Consider the following 19,427-nt stretch of genomic DNA (forward strand, 5'->3'; position numbering starts at 1 on the left):
GGCTGCGGTCATCCCGGCGATGAGATCGCGTCTGGTCGGACCCGAAAATACATCTGTGCTGGGCATGAAGCGATCCTCGAAATGGCCGAAGCGTTACGGCGCCATCATTCCGGACTCTGCCCGCCGCCGCCATTATACCGGCCGCGACATCGCCCCAGACCAAAGTAGCGGTTGCCAACGGACGATTATTCCGCAGCAGTCCGCGCCTCGACCTCGGCCATCTTCCCGGCCAGTTCGGTGGGCGTGAGCAGACCCTTGGCGAACAGGATGTTCGCGAACGCAACGATCCAGCGCTCGTAATACGGAAGCTTGGCGATCAGATCGGCGCCGAGCGCTTCCACGCCCTTGCGCTTTTCTTCGGTGTTGATGATCTTCTTGAAATCGAGCACGTCGGCGAGCGCGTGGCAACGTTTTTCCCACGGCGCCAGTTCGTGGTCGACGCGCGCGACAGGCCCGGCTTCGGCGCCGCCGAGATCGTTGGGCAGACGGCTGACGAAATCCGCGGTCATGATACGGCTCCGGCGTTGACGGTAACGGGCACCACGCCGATCATGGCGTCGCGTGTGACGATGGCGGCGAGTTCGTCCTCGGACCAGCCTTCGGTTCCTTCCGGCCGCCGCGGCAGCACGAGATAGCGGATCACCGCGGTGGAATCGCTGACCCGGATTTCCACGTCGTCCGGAATGACCGTGCCGAACTCGGCCAGCACCTTGCGCGGCTCGCTCACCGCTCGGGCCCGATAGGGCTTCAGCTTGTACCAGTCGGGCGGCAATCCCAGCACCGGACGCGGATAGCAGGAACACAGCGTGCAGACGATGAGATTGTGCACCGTCGCGGTGTTCTCCAGCACGATGAGATCGGTATCGTCGTAGAACGTGATGCCGAGTTCCTCGCAAGCGGCGCGGCCGTCGGCGAGCAGACGCTCGCGGAAGGCGGAATCCGTCCAGGCCCTGGCGACGACACGCGCGCCCAACGCGGGCGAACGGGAATCGAGCACCTCGATCTGGCGACGGATATCGTTGGCGGAGATCAGCCCCTTGCCGATCAGGAGTTCGCGGATCGCTGTCTCCATGATCTCGTAATAGCCGGGCTTGGCATCCGCAGTGATGGCGTCGTGCGGGTGATCGTGATCAGACATCGGCACGCTCCAGCCAGGTTTCGAAAATCTCGATTTCCAGGGCGTCGTTGACGGGGCCGCTGTAGCCGGGCCACAACTCGGTCATGGCGAAGGCCACGCGGTAATAGTGACGCTTGTTGCCGGCGTTGCGGCCGTATCCCTCCTCCTCGTTGTCGATCATCACCGGCTCGATCACGCGCACGATTTTGCCGCGACAGCCGCGCAGGTAGACCGGCACGCGGTAATGGCCGATGGGAGCGCGCGTGGCCACCCGGACCGGATCGCCCAGCGCAAACGCCGCCACTTCATTCAAGGCCGGAATGATGTCGTCCAGAACGGAACGTGCCATGGATGTCCCCACGAGGGTTCATCCCACACTGGGCCGCACGCGCCGCCCGGCGCTATCCGACGCAATTATCGGCTGCGCCATACTTTGGTTTAGGGGGCAGCGTGAGCGTTGTCCCGTCGGACCGCCTCACCGATCCTGCACGACGCCCGCCACCTGCACTTCCGCAATCCCCGGCACCAATCCATTGGGCGTGAGCAGGCGGACACGGACGCGGTTGCCTTTCAGTTCCTTGGTGGGAATCTCGCGCTCGCGGCGCCAGTCCGCACCGGCAGGCTGCTCCGCCAGCACCTCCCAGCGGTCTCCGTTCTGGATTTCCGCGACAAAGCCGTAACCGCCGTCGGCAGGGAACGTAATCAGGAGCCGGTGGATCGCGAGGACGCGCTCGGTATCGACCAGCATCCACGGCGCGGTATCGCCGGCCGCAGGTTGCCAATAGCTGGCAGGGTTCCCGTCATTGGCAAGATTGGAGCCGTGACCGCGCATGGCCGAGCTAGCTTTCGTCGGGTTGTCTTTGCCGAACAGGGATTCCGCCGCTTTGGCCGGATGATCGTCCGGCGAGACGTAAGGCCGGTCGGCCGCGAGCGGAGTCACGCCGGCGACAAACCGCGGACCATCGAGCGTCGCAATCTCCAGCACCCCGTCCTTGAGCCCCGGTGAGGTGGCGACGATACGGGTTTTGCCGGCCTGCCAACTGCGCATTGCGATCGCCGCTTGGCCGTCGCGGATGGGAATATCGCCGTTCGGAGTGAAGGTGATCGTCCGCCCGGTCGGCAATTCGCCGGGACCGGATTCAAGCGACAGCGTCACGGGCGGCGCATTGCTGATGGGCTTTCCGGCCGCATCGAGCACGGTCACGACAAGCTGCACGTCATCGGTGCCGTCGGCCCGACGAATGACAGGCGAGGACGACGTCAGTCGCAGAGCGGCCGGTACGCCCTGTTGCGGCCATTCCGGCGGCGCGATCCCGCGATAGGCGTTGCGGTACCAATACCACGCCCGCTTGGGCAAACGGGCATAGTCGATCAGCCCCATGGAGCCGAACTTGCGCCCGACGATCGAGCCATGGTCGAAGCCGCACCAGATGACTTCGCCCGCGCGCCAGGGATAGCGCCAGTCTTCCGGCACCACATTCGTCTTGCCTTGTACGTTGGCGATATCGCCCCAGCCGGGCGCATAAGGCCCAGGACGGTCTTCCATCGTCGAGCCGTATTCCGCGACCATATTCGGCAGGCCGGGATTCGAGAACAGCCACGCTCCATCGCCGTTATACGCCGCGATGTCGCCCAGATGATCGATTTCGCCGCGCTGAGCGCCGTCGATCGACGCCGGACGGGTGGGATCGAGCTGATGGGAAAGCGCCACCATCTCTTTGAGCAGCCGGCGCACTTCGGGCATCACCGCCGGATCGGAGAAGAACACCTCATTGTCCATTCCCCAATCGACAATGGAAGGATGATTGCGGTTGATGCGGATCATCTCGGCAAGCTGCTGCTTGACGCTTGCGTCGAACGCGGGCCGTTCGGCCGGATTGGTCGGATACGCCGAGGACGCCCAGGGATTGGGAAAACCCGCGGTGCCCCAGAACGGCGCTTCGCTCAAGAACATCATGCCGATGCGGTCGGTGGCTTCGGCGAAATGCGGATCGTGCGGATAATGCGAACCGCGGATGAAATCGAAGCCGGCGTCCTTCATCCATTGCACGTCACGGTCGATGGCAGCGTCGGTGACGGCATCGCCCCACCCCGCCTGATCCTGGTGCACGTTGGCGCCCTTGAAGTAGCGGTGGCGGCCGTTGAGGAAGAAGCCTTTGTCCGCCGTCCAGGCGAACCAGCGAAAGCCGAACTCGGTTTCATACGCGTCGACGCTTTGGCCGTTCACGACCAGACTGGTCACGGCACGATACAATGCCGGACTTTCGGGGCTCCACAGATGCGGCGAGGCGATTGCCGCGGAAGCCTGCATCGCGGTGCCGGTCTCTCCCGGTGCGACACTCACGCAGGCATCGGGCAGACGGGCGACCGTCTTGCCGCGGTCGTCGATGATCTTCGTGCGCACAACGACGGACGCCGTCTTGCCGCCGTCGTTGCGGATTTCGGTTTCCGCGTTCACACGGCCGGACGCGGCCGACAGGTCGGGCGTGGTGATCCGCGTTCCCGTCCACGGCACATGCACCGGCGGCGTCTCGACCAGCCAGACGTCGCGATAAAGACCGCCACTGAACACATGCTCGCCGGCGCGCGGCGCCAGCGTCGGGTCCCAATTGTTGTTCAGCCGCACGGCGACGACATTATCGCCCGCGTGCAGGGCTTTGGTGATATCGAAGGTGAAGCCGGTATAGCCGCCGCGATGCCGGCCGACGGCAATGCCGTTGACGAAGACCTGCGCGTCCTGGAAGGCGCCCTCGAATTCCAGATGATAGCGCTGTTTGGGCGCGGTCTTCAGTTCCAGATGCTTGCGATACCAGCCGTAGCCGACATAAAAACTGCGGGCTTGGAAATACGGCATCGAAAAGCTGTGCGGCAGTCCAACGCGCTGCCAGCCGGAATCATCGAAGCCCGCCCCCTCCGCACCCTGCGGATCCCCCAAAGTGAAATGCCAATCGGCATTGAAATTGATCCTGCTGCGGGCCGATGCCGGCAGGAAAAACATCACCCCTGCGGCGAGGAGCGCCAGCAGAAGGAAAGCCAATCGCCGGTTTTCCGAGACGAGCATTCGTATTGTCCCCCAATATCCCGCAAAAAACGTTGTACCTTAAGCGAACTTACCCTGCCGGTGGAGAATTGTTGCGGGAGTTATCACCGGCGAAGCGGTCGTCCAGCACGGCAAGACATTTCCGGCGAATGGACGAAGACCGCATCAGAGCGACTGACCAAGACGCTTTTCCAGTTCCATGCGATAGGTCTTGGACAGATGCAGACGGTTGCCGTTGGCCAAAACGACCTCGAACTCGCCCTGCCCGATCGGCTCGAGTTCCTTGATGCGTTCGATATTGACGATCGCGGAACGATGGATGCGGACGAACCGCAGCGGATCGAGCTTGGTCGCCAGATGGCTGAGCGCGATCCGGTAGAGAAACTCCTGCGGCCCGACATGGAGATTGACATAAACGTTGGCCGCCTCGATCCAGTCGATTTCCTCGATCGAGATCAGCCGGACGACACCGCCCACCCGCACCACCAGCCGGGTCCAGAGCGCCCCGCCCCCGGCCACATCGCGGATGTTCGGCCCCAATTGCATCGGCTGGGCAGTGGCGAGCCGCGATTTGACCCGCGTCATCGACTGCTCGAACCGTTCGTCGGCGAACGGCTTCACCAGATAATCCGCCGCATCCGCCTCGAACGCGCGCACGGCATAGCGGTCGTAGGCGGTGACGAAAATCGTTTGCGGCATGTTCTCCGCCCCCAGCGCCTCGATCACGCCGAAGCCGTCGAGCTGAGGCATCTGCACATCGAGAAAGACGACGTCGGGATGCTCGGCCTCGATGAGGTCGATCGCCGCCAGACCGTTCTGGGCCTCGAAAATTTCGCCGACCTGCGGGTCGCGCTTGAGAAGGTTCGTCAAGCGGCTGCGCGCCAACGCCTCGTCGTCGACAACCAGCACCCGCAATGCCTGTTCCCTGGCCGCCATTACAACCGGGCTCCGCTCGATAACATCGGAATGACCACGCGGGCCACCGTGCCGCCTCCCTCCCGCGGCTCCATCGTGAACCGCGCCGCCTGATGGGGAAACAGTGCCGCCAGCCGCTCGCGCGTGATCGCCAGCCCCTGGCCGACGGAATTCTCGATCTTCCAGCCGGGCGGCAATCCGGCGCCGTCATCGGCCAGTTCGATCTCGACGGTATCGCCGCAACGCTTGCCGCTGATCGTGATGGTGCCGCCGGCGCTGGTGCCCATCAGACCGTGACGGATGGCGTTTTCCGCCAGCGGCTGCAGCAGCAGACAAGGCACATAGGCATTTTCGACATTGGGGGCGATATCGATCTCGATCCGGATGCGCTCGCCGAACCGCACCCGCTGGATCGACAGATAGTGCTGCAGAACCGCAATCTCCTCGTTGAGCGGGATCAATTGCCGGTCTTTGTATTCGTGCGAAAGGCGCAGCAGCGCGCCGAGATCGGCAATGATCCTGCGGGCCAAAGGCGGATCGGTTTCCGTGGTCGAGGCAATGGCATTCAGCGCGTTCGACAGGAAATGCGGCTCGAGCTGCATCCGCAAATAGTCGAGATGAATCTGCAGGAAGCGGTTGTTCAGCCGCTCGAACTCGAGCTGGCCCTGATTGTACCGGCGATAGTACCGGATGGCGAAGACCAACGCGAAAATCGCCCAATAGGAGAACCAATCGCCGAGGAAATAGTAGTAGGCGTATTGCGGCTGCAAAAGCGGACTAAAGGGGATGATCTTGAACGGCAGCTCGGCAATCGCCAGAACCGCGGTGTGCGCAGCGGCCCACGGCACGCTCAAGACGAAATGAACCATAAGCCGCAATGGAAACTGCTTTTCGGTCAGCGGCAGGCGCCGGTCTATCACCAGAATGAGGGGCACCATCGGGGCCCAAATCCAGGCGGACAGGAATTTGTTCAATAGACCGGCGATATCGCCGCTGCCATGCACGAAGTCCGCGATTCCCGTGAACAAACCAAACGCGGTCGACAGCAGCACAACCAGAATGGTGTTCTGCACCCATTCCGGATAGCGCCCGACGGTCGCGCTGTACCAGTTCATGCTATCCTTCCACCGTTCGCGGTCCATCCCCACGTGGCCGCCGCCCTCGATCCGCCGGACATGCGCGGTCGCGTGTCGCTCCGCGATCGGGCCGATCATCTCGCTGCCCAGGTGGCTGGGCGACTGCCTGTCATAACCTAATTGGCGCATCTTTGCCAAACTGGTGAGTGATCCGGCGGCTCGCGGGGAAAATGACCGCCGGAAGTTTTCGCTCACGACCGTAACAAGTCGGGATCCCCGGTTTGAGACACCGGGGATCCCTGGGAGGGCACTTCGTCTGCTCGTGATGTCGCATCAGGTGAAGTGCAAGGCGGGTAGCGCCGCCTTTCGCTGTTGATCCCGCCGCGCCACCGAACGGCGGGATCGAAGGCCTAAACCAGCCGGGCCCCCAAACCCGGCCCTCTCCTAGTAGTTCACCCGAAGGTCGATGGAGACGCGACGGTCGGCAACAAACCAGCTGCGGCCATGCTCCTGCAAACCGTAGCCCATGGTCGTCTTGGCCTTGGTGTTGAGCAGGTTCTGCGACTGGACGTTGAACGAGAAGTGCTCGTCGATGTTGTAGTTCATGCCCGCATCGAGCGAACCGAACGACTTGCTCCAGACCGGCAGCGAGTAATGGCAGGTGCCATCGACCGAGTTGCCGCCGAACCCCGCCGAGGCCGTGTTGTTTTTCGGACAGAGAATGGCGTTATCGCTCGCCTGATAGTTGCCTTGCGTGTTCCAGCCATAGGCCGACATCAGGTACTTGCTGCGCCAGTTGTAAGCGAGGCGGAACGAGACCGGATCGCGGTCGTACATCAGGATCGCGTTGTAGGCGTAATGCGACAACCCCGACAGCGGCAGATGCGAGCTGATGTTGCGGCCGTACATGTCGAACGAGTAGTCGCCGCGAGCCCGCGAGTCGATGTAGGTGAAGTTGCCGCTGACGCCGAAGCCTTTCAGATAGGACGGGACGAAGTCGAAATCGAGATACTTGGTGAAGCCGAATTCGGCGCCCCGGATCACGTCTTCCTTGCTCGAGTTCATGTTCGACTGCACCAGGGTCGGCACCGTGAACGTCTGCGTGGCGTTGTTGACGAAGATGCAATTGCCGTCGGAATTCTTGGCCGGGCAGCTCACGTTGGTCGTCGGGACCGGGGTGCTGCCGGTGGCGTCCGTCGCCGGAATACCGACCACCCAAGACATGTTCTGCATCTCGAAAGACGTAATCTGCCGGTGCTTGAGGGACTTGTAGAAGATCGACGTGTAGACCGTCGCGCCGCCATCGCCATACCATTCGGCGGACAGGTCGAGATTGCGCCCCATTTGCGGCTTCAGGCGCAGATTGTTTGCCTGCAAGCCGAAGGTTTGCGCGATATTGGCGCTATTCGTGCCGACGCTGTACGAGCTGTAGCTGCCGGGGAAGCCGGGCTGTTCCATCGTGATCGATCCGGCCAACCGGATATGGATCTTGTCCGTCGGCATGACCTGGACGTTGAACGCCGGCAGCAGCGTCCAGCTCACCCGCCCTTCCGCCTTCGGGTACGTGACCGGAGCCGTCGCGTAGACCTGGTTGGTGCCGGTGTTGTTGAAGTCGTATAGGAAGGCGATGTTGGAATTCTGCGTCCACGATGCCACCGCCTGGTTGTCGACATAGACCAGACGCGCGCCGGCATTACCGCTCAACGGCATGCCCAACACGCTCTCGGCGGAGAAATCGACCATCGCATAACCCGCGACGTTGATGGTCTTGTAGCGGGCTTCCAGCTTCGGGTCGAACGTCGCATTGCCGGTGGTATCGCCGGCTTGTCCGTAATTGGTGTGGAAATACTTGGTGTCGTAGGATTCCACCGCCGACGGCGCGATGAACAGAGCCGGACCCGGCAGGTTCACTTCGCCGCGGAAGAAGTTCGGGAACTGATACAGCACCGTGTCCTTTGCAGACGCCGCATCGGTCCACCAATGCTGCGGGCTTGTCCAGGTCGGCGTGAGACCGTTCCATTTGAAGCCCGAATCCCGATCGTGCTCGAGGCGAACGTCGCCGCGAACGCCGAACTTGATCTTCTTGATGATGCCGGCGTTCAGGGCGTATTCGACGTCGATGGTGCCCTGCATCTCCTGACCGTAATTGCTGGAGATTTTATCCATCGTGCTGTTCCAGTAATAGCTGGAACGGGTCTTGAGCGCGGCCGGATCGCCCATCACGACGGTCGGATAGTTCCCCCGCAAATCCAGGCCATAGGGCTGCATGATCGCGTTGGCTTGGACGTTCAGGCTGCGGGAATTCGACTTCGAGTAGATGTAGTCGAAGGACGACCGCACCTTCCAGTTCTCGGTCGGTTCCCAGTTGGCACCGGCGTTGAGATCCGTGGTCCGGGCGAACGATTTGCTGGCGGTCGTAAACGTGTTGGCCGTCGAGCACAGCTTCGCCGCTTCGGTACACTGATCCTTCATGACGTCGAATCCGGGCGTCCAGCCCGATCCGAAACTCGTATCGTAATACGCGTTCGTATAAGCGAGATTGTTGCCCGCATCGTACAGATGATACAGCGGGCTGGCCGGGCTCGGCGTTCCGCTCGACAAAGCCGCAAGCAGTTGCTGCTTGCCGATGCCGGCGAGCCGCGTGTCGCTCGAGCTTGTGGTGTACGTGACGTTCGAGTGGTTGGCAGCACCGCCGCCGCGGAAATCGTTGTTGAGTTCGTGGCTATCGTTGACCGTGCTGAACACCGTCGCATAGAGCGACAAGCGGTCGTTGGGCCGCCACTGGAACGCGGCATAGGCGCCGCCGCGCTTATGATAGCCGAAGGCCGTGTGATAGCCGAAGCCGCCCGGCAGCCAGTAGATGGTGGGATTGTCCTTCAACTTCACGTCGGCGGACGCACCCGAACCGACGACCGTGTAGTTGTCGATCACATCGGCATGCGGGAAATAGGGATCGACCTGGATGGAGTCGTTGCGGTAGGAGCTGTCGTCATAGGAAAGATCGACCAGCAGACCCATTTCGCCCAGGGAAGTGTCCCACCGCGTGCTTGCCATCACCGATGCCTTGGGACGGGCCTGCTTGATGAGATCGCCGTAGCTGGCGCTGATCATGCCGCCGATCTTGGTCCCGTCGAAATCGAACGGCTTGTGGGTCCTGAGATTGATCGTGCCGCCGAGGCCGCCTTCGATCTGGTCCGGCGTATAGGTTTTGAAGACGTCGACCGCGGCCATCAATTCGGCCGGCACGTCGCCCCACAGGATTTGACGGCCGCCGTTGGCGCTGAATGCGGCATGGCCGTTCAACAGCGAGGTGCCGCCCTGCAGGCCGCGCACGGTCGGGCCGGAGCCTTCCACCGTGTAGTCGTCGGGGTTGCCGAGATTGTTGAAGTGCGTCGTGGTGATGCCGGAAACGCGCTGCAATACTTCGGTGATGGAACGGTCCGGCAGCTTGCCGGCATCGTCGGCGACGATCGAGTCGACGATCTGATCGGCGTTTTCCTTGATCTTGACGGCGCTCTGGATGGCGGCCCGCTGGCTGGTGACGACGACCGTTTCGATCGTGTCGGAACCCTGCGCCGCCGCCGGCATCGCCATACCAAGTGCCAATACCGACACGCCACCGAACAGCATGGCACTCAGCTTTGCCGAGGCGCTGCAATTCACCTGTCTATTCACTGTACCCTCCCAAATCTTCCTCTAGAGCAGAACCAACAGCGGTCGCCGGCAATCGGCACGGTTTGCGTGAATCTTCGCGATCACTATCCGCCGCTGGTTTCCACTCCTTGGGCCCACCGGCCCTATGTCTTTCGATCCTCAGCCTTACGGCCCGCTCAGAACTTGTACTTGACGCCCACTGCGAGCTCGCCGGCGCGCCGGTGGCTCGTGAGCGTGCCGCCGACGCGGCTGTAGGCCTCGATCTGATCGGTCACTTCGCCGGTGGCACTCAGGCCCACCCGGAGGGCGTTCTTCGAGTCGCCCGCCCAATAACTGACGGACGTTCCGCCCGAGAAATTGGCGAAGCCGCCGGTGACGGTCTCTCCGGTGTCGGACAGATCGTATTGCCAGGCCACATCGGCATCGATTTTGAGACGACGGCCAGGCTCCGGACGCAGAAGGTGCGCACGAATGCCGAGGTCGGTGACGACCGTGTTGAGGTTGATGGCGTTCGGCGCGAGGTCGTAATAGGTCGATCCCGTTTCCTTGGCCCCATCCATATGGATCCGCGCGTAGGTGACGCGCAGATACGGCGCCACCAGCCCGCCCAGCATGGCGTGGCTCATCTGGCCGGAAACGCCGTAGGCATAGCCGCCGACATCGGCCTGGGACGTGCCGAAGGACCCCATCGGCCGGTTGGTATGCGCATCCGTCAGATTGTAGAACGCGCTGCCCTCGAACCGGAGCTCATTGACGTCGGCACCGCCGTAAACGGCGAGATCGTAGCCGTTGGTCGATGCCGTCGTCGGATCGTCCTTCACCGTCATGTTGCCATGCCGATAGGAGAAGGCCGCACCGACAACGCCGCCGTGCGCCGCGAAGCGATGCATGCCGCCGAGGCTCACGCCGTAGGTCTTGTTCTCGTAGCCCAGCCCGTCGCGCGACACGTTTTCGAGCGCACCGGTCGGCGTCAGCCAGGTGTCGATCTTGGCGCCCGATGCCGGGGTCATCACCATGGCATCGTAAGCCGAGTTCACGAAGTTAGTCAGCGACGTCCGGTTCGCATAGGCCAGATGCCCGAAGACCTGGGCGGCCGTGCCCTTCTCGGTGACGAGCGTATAACCGGTCGAGGACTTCATCATGCCGACCATCGCACCGCTCACCGCGCCGGTGGTGGAAACGGTCACGAAATCGCCGACGATGTGGGTCGCCGTCAGAATGGGATAAACGCCGTTGCCGTAGGTCCCTGGGGACACCGCAAGGATCATTTCGCCGTTCAGCATCGCGGTGCCGTTGACGATCAGACCCTGAGGCCCGGTCGGCGTCACGCCGACATACAACTGCGCCGCTTGCGCCTGCGTGTAACTGCCGTTGATGGTGAGATTACCGGCGACGCCGCTGGTCCCGCCGGCCTTCACAACGCCGTTGTTGGTCACGACGCCGTCGATCGTGCCGTAGCCGGTCAGCTTCGAGGTAACGGTGGCGATATTGATCTTGGCGGTGTTGACGCCGGAATTGCCGAATACGGCCGAGGCGTGGGTCGAGTCACCGACCGTGAAGGTCGCGCCGCCGCCGACATTGATCGTACCGGCGAACACTTTCGAGGCGTCGCTGCCGTTCACGATCAGAGCGCCTTTGACCAGTTCGATATCGGCTATCGCACTGCCGGAAATATTGCCGCCGATATTGATGGTGCTGCCGGCGCCATACTGCCGGAACGAGATCGTGCTGTCGTTCAACGCCAGATTGGCGCTCGGTCCGAACGTCGCAGCGCTCGCGAATTCGCAGCAGCCCCACCAGAAATCGCCGAACTTGACGTCCGACTTTCCTTCGAATGTCAGATTGCCGAGAAAGCTGTTGGCTTCGAAGAACGACCAGCTTCCCTGACGAAACGTGACATCGCCGGCCGCCTGGAACATCGAGGCGATATTGTAGCCGGAACCGATCACCGTCAGCGAGGCGCCCTTGTCGACCACGAACTGCGGCGCGCTGGTGGTCGAGACCGACCACGAGATGTTGTGGAAGCTGCCGGCGGGATCAAGGCTCGCCGCAGATGCGATACCGCCATTCGTGAAAATTCCGACACCGCCCGCTGGCGTTGTCTCCGAATGGTTCTGAATCAGGTAACCGCTGGTCCCCGACGTGAGCTCTACGGTCGTATAGTGTCCCGCCAAGGCGTAGATGTCGTAATCGGTTCCCGGCGTCAGTACCATGTTCTGCGCCGAAGCCGCGCTCGCCGCCGCAATAGCCAGCACGCTGGCAGAAAGCCACAACGTGCGGCGGTTATGTCGGATCGAATGTTTCATACTTCCCTCCCAATCGGCTGTCCCGCCGACCTTTCCCGCGGCCGCGCGCCCGCGCCGACTTAAGCCGGTCGTTTGAGCCGATGCCGTTTTCAGTTTTGAACCAGATAGCGCTGACCGAACGCGCCGCGATGCCGTTCTCCGGTACCGGCGGCCATTCAGTGCGATAGCCATGCCTTTCGCGAAGGCACGCCGTCCCTCGCCTTATCCATTCAAATCTCCCCTCCCGCACTTTTTGGAGAACTTCGACAGATGCTCTCCTGGGCCGCTACACCCGACAAGCACTCCAGCCCCCTCGGCCAGAATTTGTAGGACAAACGAATAGCACCTCATTTTGGGGCTCCAGGAATATGTTGCGAAAGCGAGGATTGGCGTTGCCGAAGGCGTCAAATCCGCTGCAAAAATCGGGGATCGGCAACGCGCGGGATTTGCGCCGATCCATGCCGCGCCACTACCAAAGATTGCGATCTGCGAGTGCCGCACCTGAAAAGAGGTGCCATAAAGCCTTCTTCTGCCAGCAATAGCGGCGCGTTACCGGTAAAATCCGGCCGCTTCACAGAAGCATTCCGCAGGAGATTTTTTCGAGTCCGACCATGACGACGTCGTAGGTACGAACGGGATTGTTCGTGGAATACGCAATCGGATCGGGCTTCAGCCACTTACTCGCAAAACGGGCTCCCAGTGGCGAACACCGGGAGCCCCAGTGAGGATCGTCTTTCTTGCGAAAGAACGGCATCGTCATACGCACAAATCGCCGGGTCTCTGCAAAAATGTTGCAGGAGGTACTGGGGGCGATGCCAAACGGCGGATCGAAGAGGTCGTGTCGGCAATCTTCACGGCGGCGGCGACGGCATCTACACGCCCATCGAAACCGTCACCGGGGCCGCGATCAAACGGCCGCTTTGTTACGGCATGCCATTCGCCAATCTGTTTGCCGGCAGCGCCGTGAAGACGCTTGCACCTTCGCACGGTTTGAGCGGCTATATCGGCCGCAGCGGCAAGACGAAGATCGTCGCCCTCGTCAACAAGAGCGATGAGAGCCGGCCGGCCGCCGTCTCCGAACGTCCCCGATCGCACCCGCAGCGGGTCGTTATGCTGGGAACGCCAAGACCGGCTTCATTGTCTCCGGTTCCCGACATCCCGCATATGATCCCGCCGATGAGCGCCATCGCCGCGATTTGGTAAGGCCTATTTCGCGGCCGGCCGCCCGACAACGATTCCGCCCGCCGCACGGATGATATAGACGGTGCCGTACTCGTTGGGATCGCCCGCGAGACCATTGCCGTCGCCATAACGGTGCGCGTCGTCGTTGATCAGAACCCAGCTGTCGCCGCCATTATCGGAGCGCCAGATGCCGGCTTGTCCTTTGATTTTTCCGGCCAGGAAGACCGCGGGATAAGCCGCACCCGGCGCCGCTTTGCCGAAACTCACATGCCAGGCTTCCTGCACGCCGCGGACATTGCTGAGCGGATCGGCGTTGCTCGCCGAATGGAAAAGACCGTTCGGCATTGCCAGCCACAGATCGCGAAGACGGCCGGGCACCACGGCGAGTTCCGCTCTCTGCCAACTCGCCACCTGCGGAATGGCGGTGATGATGGGCTGGTAGCTTTTGCCGCCATCAACGCTGATCAGGATCCGTCCGCCGGCGCGATCGTGCACATAGAACACGCCGTCGACGCTGCGATCGGCCAGCGGCGTCAGATTGCCTTCCCTGTCCTGAGGCCAGCCCGTCGACGCGGTCCACGTCTTGCCCTTGTCGAAGGAAACGTAGGCCGGGTCGTACGGAATATTCCAAACGATGGAACGCCCGCCGGCAGAAACGGCGATCGCACCGGGGCTGCGCCAATTTCCGTTCGCATCCTGCGGCGTGTAAGGCGGAATCGACGGGAAGGCCGACCAGTTCGCGCCGCCATCTTCGGTGTAATAGGCATACGGTTTGTTGTTGGATATGCGCGCCATCACGGCGGGCTTGAGCCAGGCAACATCGACCGAAGGATCGGTTTCGTTCGCCTTGAATGCCTTCCCTGCCGGCGGCGTCTTTGTCAGATCGTTCCAGATGCCGCCAGCGACATCGCCCAAGACAGCTACGATCTTCGGTCCGGATGGCGGCGAAACCATCTGCATCACCGCAGTTTCTTCCAAATTGTCGTCCGCGAACTCGAACACGACCGGCTGGCCGGAACCGGCCGCCGACAGATTGTTCGTCATCCAAACGCCGCCGCCGGTGCCGTAGATCATCTCGCTCGAATTGAACGGATTGATCTTGAGGTCGGAAGGCCAGCCGCCCATCTTGTCCTTGCCGTCATCGATCACGCCGCGGTCGGTATCGAGCCACGGAAAACGCGAACGGTCGTGCTTGGATTGCGACTTCAGACCCTGCCAGTGCGCGCCGCCGTCCCGCGACAGGAAGATGTCGTCGGTATCGGGCCACCAATGATCGATCGTCGATACCAAAACCGTGCCGGGATGCGCCGGATCGATATCGACGCCGGAATAGCCGAAACTTCCCAAAGCGCCGCCGGGGTGCAACGGCGAGATATCGGTCCATTGTCCGGATTTGAGGTCCATCTTCCAGACCCCACCCGTCGCGGCATTGCTCGGATTGACGACGCCCTTATTTTTCCCGTCGTTCTGCGCGAAGGCGACGTAGAGAAAGCCGTCGACGCCGATCACCGCGTGCTGCGGCACCTGCACCGGTGCACCGGGGACGAGACGGAAACTCATGCCGCCGTCCTGGCTGACGTAAAGTCCTGCATCCGACCCGACATAAATCGTCTGCGTCGGCGCGCCCTTCGCGCCGGAGGCCGGAGCGAACAGTACCAAGCTTACAGAGGCACCCGGAAAGCCGGACACTTTGCCGAAGCTTTTGGCGCCATCGGTGCTTTTCCACAAACCATCGTGGTTGGTGCCGAGAAACAGAATCTCGCCCGCATTGGGATCGACCTGCAACCGCTCGCCGGTGCCGCGCCCGTCCTCGTTACCACCAAGCTTGATGCTGAGAGCGGTCTTCTGCCAGGTCGTGCCCTGATCGTCGGAGCGCAGCACAAACGCGGTGCCGGCCCACGACGAGGTATAAAGCCCGCAGGCCATATAGAGCTTGCGCGGATCGTTGGGATCGACGGCGATGCTGAGAACGCCGTTCATGTCGCCCTCGGCGCGGCCGAACCCGTCGGTCAGCGGGATCCAGCGCTTGGCGGCATAGTCATAGCGATAGGCGCCGCCGACATCGGTGCGGGCATAGAGCAGGTTCTTGGCTTTGGGGTGATACACGAAGCCGTCGACATAACCGCCGCCGCCCCAGGGCACCATCTGAAAATCATAGTGCTGCGGCGGCAAGACGTCGGCCCTCGCCGAGGCCAGACAGAGACCAGCGGCAAGCGCAAGCGTCCCAAACTTCATTATCCCCTCCCCTCGACCGGCGCTGGTTCGCCGATCGCCAATTCAGTTCGTGTTTTCCTCGACGATCACCAGATCCCACGGCGCCAGCGTGATGGTCTGCGCGGCGGCGATGGGGCGCCCGCTCAAGAGATCGGCACCCGCCCGATGCGGATAGGCGAAGCTCTGGGGCGTGCCGGAATAGTTGAAATAGTAATGCAGCGCCCGGTTCTGGCCGTTGATGCCGCTTTGGGCGTGCACCTTGGCCGGAAGCTTCTGATCGCCGCCCATCAGACCGGCATCGGCAAGTACGCCGCGCAGCACGTTCGCCTGCAGCTTGTCGGAGAGATAGGTGCCTTCGTAGACGACCTTGCCCTTGCCGAAGCTGTTTTCAGTGATCGCCGGCCAGCGGCCGAAGAACGGATGATCGTAGCTCGCGAGCGCCTTGGCGCTGTCGAGTTCCAGGAATTCGGCCCAGTACTGCACCTTGTTGTCGGCCCCGGCGTGGAACGGATCGGCCTTCAACGCCAGCGGCTGCGCCAGATTGGAAAATTCCTGATAGTGAAAGCCCAGAGCTTCCTTGAGCGGCCCCGGCGCCATTTCCCAGCGCACCGCGGTGTTCTCGTTGGTGAAGCCGCTCTTGAAGGTCATCAGCACGCGGCCGCCCTTCTTGATGAAATCCGCGATTTTGCCGAGCAAGGCATCGTCGGCAACATAGAGCGACGGCACGATCAGCACCTTGTAGCCGGAGAAATCCGCCGTCTCCGGGAACACGAAATCGGTACCGACATTCATGTCGTAAAGCGCGCGATGGATCTGGCGCACCAGGCTGTTGTAATCGGCTTTGATCGCGGCGTTGTTGGTCCACAACGCGCTTTTGGCGAACGGCATGTCGTTAATGGCGTTCAGCGAGTCCCGGCTCCACAGGATGGCGACATCGTTGTGGATCTTGAGATTGACCAGCTTGGGCCCGATCTTCTGCAGTTCGTGCGCCGTGCGGCTGACTTCGCCGTAGATGCGGTTGGGCTCGAGATCGTGCGACAGCACGCCCTTCCAATAAGTCTCCTGATTGGCGTGGATCGAGGCCCAATGCCAATACTCGACCATGTTCGCGCCGTTCGAGATCTGGGTGTAGACGTCCTGGCGCAACTGGCCGTCATAAGGCGGATACTGGAACGACGACGACCAGTCGGTGGTCTGGGCGTTGGTCTCGGTGACGAGGTAATTGCCGCCCTTGAGCGAGCGGGTGAAATTGCCCTGCAACGCCTGCTCGGAGCCGTCGTACTGATCCTGCGGCGCCCAGTGATAGACATTGACCGCCGGCATATCGAGCGCCGCAGCGACGGCGGTCTCGTTCACGTCGGCATGCAGCGAGCCGGCAAAATCGTGAGTCACGAACTGGCGCGGCGATGCGCACTGGCGGACCAGATCGGCCTGCCAACTCAGGAAATTGGTGACGCGCTCTTGGCTCCAGCGGGCCCATTCAAGCTTGTAGCCCGTGCTTTGGGCGCCATCGGGTCGCGGCAAGTCTTCCCAGGTGTGGATATTCTGGCCCCAGTAATTCAGGAACCACGCCTTGCTCAGCGCCTCGGGCGTGCCGAACTTCTTCTGCAAGTGATTGCGGAAGCCTTCGAACACGTCGTCGTTGGCGGCGCCATACGGGCTGGTTTCGTTATCGACCTGCCAGCCGATCACGGCAGAGCTGTTTTTATAATGGGCAACGATGTTCCGGATCAGCCGCTCGGAATAAAACCGGTAGGCCTTGGCGTCGGTGTCCATGTTCTGGCGCATGCCGTAGGCCGCCGGAGCCCCGAGCGACGTCCCGTTCATGCGGCGGGCCAGGATTTCGGGATGCTTCTTCGCCATCCAGGCGGGGATGGAATAGGTCGGCGTGCCCATCACGACTTTGATGCCGGCCTTGTCCATCGCCGCGACGACGCGGTCCATCCAGGCGTATTCGAAGCGGCCGTCCTCCGGCTCCCACAGGCTCCAGGTGGACTCGCCCAGGCGCACGACATTGATCCCGGCCGCCTTCATCAAGGCGATGTCCTTGTCCAGCCGGTCGTACGGCATGTACTCGTGATAATAGGCGGCACCGTAAAGAATGGTGTCGAACGCCGGTACGGCGCCAGTCTGTCCGGCCCCGACCGGGCCTGTCGCGCCCGCGAACGCCAACAAAACCGCCAATGTCATGCGACGCATCGCGACAAGCCCGTTCATGCTATTCTCCTCAAGCTGTTGCCGGCGGACTAGACAAGCCCCTCGCCCATGATCTTCAGGGCGATGCCGAATTCGTGATTGGCGGATTCCGGTACCGTGATGTGAAGGCCGGTGCCGTCCTGTTTGAATTCCAGCGGCTGCGGTGCGCCGACCACTTCCACGCGCCGCACGCTACCGGTGATCGGCGATTTGATCGTCACCGTTCCGGATGCGGGACGCGCCAAGGTCATCGCATAAAGCGCACCGGCTTTGGTGGTGAAGCGGATATCCTCCGCCGTAAACGGCTTGGTCTTGCCTTCGCTGAACATGCCGCCGGCGACTTCCGTCGGGCCTTCGCCGAACACCTTCCACGGACGGGTGCCGTAGATCGCGTCGGAGAACCGGCTCATCCACGAGGCGATGCCTTCGACGATCGCCACTTCCTTTTCGTCGATGGTGCCGTTGCCGCGCACCGGCACGCTGAGCAGGAGATTGCCGTTCTTGGAAACGATGTCACACAGAATCTGGATGACGTAGCTCGCGCTCTTGTAGCCGTTGGTGTTGTAGATGTTGCGGTCGTAGTGCCACGAACCGATGCAGGTGTCGGTCTGCCAGGGATAGGCCTGGATGCCGCTGCGCAAGCCGCGTTCGACGTCTTCGACGATGCCGGGGCGATGGGTTTCGGGCAGGTTCTTGCCGTTGACCACCACATCCGGCTTGCCGTGCCAGCGCATGGCAGCGTTGTAGTAATAGGCCGTGATATCGAGACCGGCTTGGCCGAGCGGCAGACCGGTATTGTCGAAATAGACGAGGTCGGGCCTATAGCTGTCGATCAGGTCGCGGCAACGCAGGAACCATTGTTTGGCAAAGGCCGGATTGGCGGCCGGCGGGTTCTCGTCCCATTGGCCGTCGTGATCCTCATGCCACTTCTTGGCGACGAGCTTGTCGGTGAAGCCATCCGGCAGCGGCATCACGCGCCCGGCATAAAGCTCCTGCGGGTCGAGGCCCTCCCACCATTTGCCTTTGCCCATCGCCTTGGTGAGTTTCCAAGCGTCATAGCGCTCGCCGCGGCGCGGCCCTTCGGGGTCGTAGCCGTAGGCCGTCTGGAACCAGTGCCAAGCATGCGCCGAATGGTTGGAGACGCCGAACTTGAGGCCGCGCGCCCGCGCCGCCTTGGCCCACATCCCGATCAGGTCCTTTTTGGGACCGACCCTGGTCGCGTTCCAGGCATGGAATTTGGAGGCAAACGTATCGAAATTGTCGTGATGGTTGGCCAGCGCGACGAAATACTTGGCGCCCGCTTTCTTGTAGAGATCGAGCAGGACATCGGGATCGAACGCATCCGCCTTCCAGGCATGGATGATGTCCATGAAACCGGTATCGGCGGGGTGGCCGTAGGTCTTCAAGTGGTGTTCGTATTGCCACTGATCCTGCTGATACATATTGCGGGCGTACCAGTCGTTGGCTTCCGGCTGGCATTGCGGACCCCAATGGGCCCAGATGCCGAATTTCGCATCGCGGTACCACTCCGGCGCGCGATAACCCTCGACCAGCGAATCCCAGTTGCCGACAAAAGGCTTGGCAGCTTTCGCTTTGGCCTCGGCCCCGCCCGGCAGCCCCGCCGCCATGGCCAGCGTCGCCGTCGCTTTCAAGAAATCGCGTTTTCTCAGCATGATCGTTCTATCCTCCCTTGTCAGCGCCATGGGCCGGCGAGCGGCCAGGCACCGGCATTCTATCGCGGCGCGTGT

12 protein-coding genes are annotated in these 19,427 nt (G+C 62.1%); 1 reads left to right on the forward strand and 11 read right to left on the reverse strand.

Going from position 1 to position 19,427, the window contains the following annotated elements:
- Positions 1–185: 185 nt before the first annotated feature.
- The 8 genes from FHS84_RS12050 to FHS84_RS12085 all read right to left on the reverse strand — a co-directional run bounded on the left by FHS84_RS12050 (position 186) and on the right by FHS84_RS12085 (position 12,108).
- The gene (locus tag FHS84_RS12050) at positions 186–509 is read right to left on the reverse strand and encodes an SH3-like domain-containing protein (RefSeq protein WP_166934521.1); all 324 of its coding nucleotides are present in this window, start codon (positions 507–509) and stop codon (positions 186–188) included.
- Positions 506–1,138 carry a nitrile hydratase subunit alpha gene (gene nthA, locus FHS84_RS12055; protein ID WP_166934523.1) on the reverse strand — a complete coding sequence of 211 codons (633 nt, stop codon included), beginning with the start codon at positions 1,136–1,138 and terminating at the stop codon, positions 506–508. Before nthA ends, FHS84_RS12050 begins: the two co-directional genes overlap by 4 nt.
- Positions 1,131–1,466 (reverse strand): SH3-like domain-containing protein, encoded by a 336-nt coding sequence (locus tag FHS84_RS12060; RefSeq protein WP_166934525.1) that lies wholly within the window; start codon positions 1,464–1,466, stop codon positions 1,131–1,133. Before FHS84_RS12060 ends, nthA begins: the two co-directional genes overlap by 8 nt.
- A 126-nt stretch (positions 1,467–1,592) precedes the next feature.
- A complete protein-coding gene (locus FHS84_RS12065) occupies positions 1,593–4,178 on the reverse strand; it encodes a glycoside hydrolase family 2 protein (protein WP_166934528.1) in 2,586 nt (861 codons plus the stop codon).
- 144 nt (positions 4,179–4,322) lie between these two features.
- Positions 4,323–5,093: a LytR/AlgR family response regulator transcription factor gene (locus tag FHS84_RS12070; protein WP_166934530.1), complete on the reverse strand. Its 771-nt coding sequence runs from the start codon at positions 5,091–5,093 to the stop codon at positions 4,323–4,325.
- Complete coding sequence (locus FHS84_RS12075) at positions 5,093–6,187, reverse strand: sensor histidine kinase (RefSeq protein ID WP_166934533.1); 1,095 nt, start codon at positions 6,185–6,187, stop codon at positions 5,093–5,095. The genes FHS84_RS12070 and FHS84_RS12075 overlap by 1 nt, the downstream gene beginning before the upstream one ends.
- A gap of 405 nt (positions 6,188–6,592) precedes the next feature.
- Positions 6,593–9,823: a TonB-dependent receptor gene (locus FHS84_RS12080; RefSeq protein ID WP_166934534.1), complete on the reverse strand. Its 3,231-nt coding sequence runs from the start codon at positions 9,821–9,823 to the stop codon at positions 6,593–6,595.
- A gap of 155 nt (positions 9,824–9,978) precedes the next feature.
- Entirely contained in the window at positions 9,979–12,108 is a 2,130-nt protein-coding gene (locus FHS84_RS12085; protein WP_166934535.1) for an autotransporter family protein, read from the reverse strand.
- A gap of 678 nt (positions 12,109–12,786) precedes the next feature.
- Between FHS84_RS12085 and FHS84_RS12090 the strand changes: the two genes are divergently transcribed.
- Positions 12,787–13,290, forward strand: a complete 504-nt coding sequence (locus FHS84_RS12090; protein WP_166934536.1) for a hypothetical protein — start codon at positions 12,787–12,789, stop codon at positions 13,288–13,290.
- A gap of 3 nt (positions 13,291–13,293) precedes the next feature.
- Here FHS84_RS12090 and FHS84_RS12095 read toward each other — a convergent pair whose 3' ends face one another.
- From FHS84_RS12095 to FHS84_RS12105, 3 genes are read right to left on the reverse strand one after another with little or no spacing between them, the layout of a single operon-like run.
- Positions 13,294–15,504, reverse strand: a complete 2,211-nt coding sequence (locus FHS84_RS12095) for a sialidase family protein (RefSeq protein WP_166934538.1) — start codon at positions 15,502–15,504, stop codon at positions 13,294–13,296.
- Between the two features lie 42 nt (positions 15,505–15,546).
- Positions 15,547–17,700: a beta-galactosidase gene (locus FHS84_RS12100; protein WP_208393827.1), complete on the reverse strand. Its 2,154-nt coding sequence runs from the start codon at positions 17,698–17,700 to the stop codon at positions 15,547–15,549.
- 29 nt (positions 17,701–17,729) lie between these two features.
- A complete protein-coding gene (locus FHS84_RS12105) occupies positions 17,730–19,352 on the reverse strand; it encodes an alpha-L-fucosidase (protein ID WP_166934540.1) in 1,623 nt (540 codons plus the stop codon).
- Positions 19,353–19,427 lie beyond the last annotated feature (75 nt).

It is taken from the genome of Rhizomicrobium electricum (assembly GCF_011762045.1).
Classification (GTDB): Bacteria; Pseudomonadota; Alphaproteobacteria; order Micropepsales; family Micropepsaceae; genus Rhizomicrobium; species Rhizomicrobium electricum.

What these genes read in the sequence shown, in the direction of transcription:
- FHS84_RS12050 (WP_166934521.1), bottom strand. Translation starts at nt 509, where the DNA reads ATGACCGCGGATTTCGTCAGCCGTCTGCCCAACGATCTCGGCGGCGCC.
- FHS84_RS12060 (WP_166934525.1), bottom strand. Translation starts at nt 1,466, where the DNA reads ATGGCACGTTCCGTTCTGGACGACATCATTCCGGCCTTGAATGAAGTG.
- FHS84_RS12100 (WP_208393827.1), bottom strand. Translation starts at nt 17,700, where the DNA reads ATGAACGGGCTTGTCGCGATGCGTCGCATGACATTGGCGGTTTTGTTG.
- FHS84_RS12105 (WP_166934540.1), bottom strand. Translation starts at nt 19,352, where the DNA reads ATGCTGAGAAAACGCGATTTCTTGAAAGCGACGGCGACGCTGGCCATG.
- FHS84_RS12085 (WP_166934535.1), bottom strand. Translation starts at nt 12,108, where the DNA reads ATGAAACATTCGATCCGACATAACCGCCGCACGTTGTGGCTTTCTGCC.
- FHS84_RS12095 (WP_166934538.1), bottom strand. Translation starts at nt 15,504, where the DNA reads ATGAAGTTTGGGACGCTTGCGCTTGCCGCTGGTCTCTGTCTGGCCTCG.
- FHS84_RS12070 (WP_166934530.1), bottom strand. Translation starts at nt 5,093, where the DNA reads ATGGCGGCCAGGGAACAGGCATTGCGGGTGCTGGTTGTCGACGACGAG.
- FHS84_RS12065 (WP_166934528.1), bottom strand. Translation starts at nt 4,178, where the DNA reads ATGCTCGTCTCGGAAAACCGGCGATTGGCTTTCCTTCTGCTGGCGCTC.
- nthA (WP_166934523.1), bottom strand. Translation starts at nt 1,138, where the DNA reads ATGTCTGATCACGATCACCCGCACGACGCCATCACTGCGGATGCCAAG.
- FHS84_RS12075 (WP_166934533.1), bottom strand. Translation starts at nt 6,187, where the DNA reads ATGAACTGGTACAGCGCGACCGTCGGGCGCTATCCGGAATGGGTGCAG.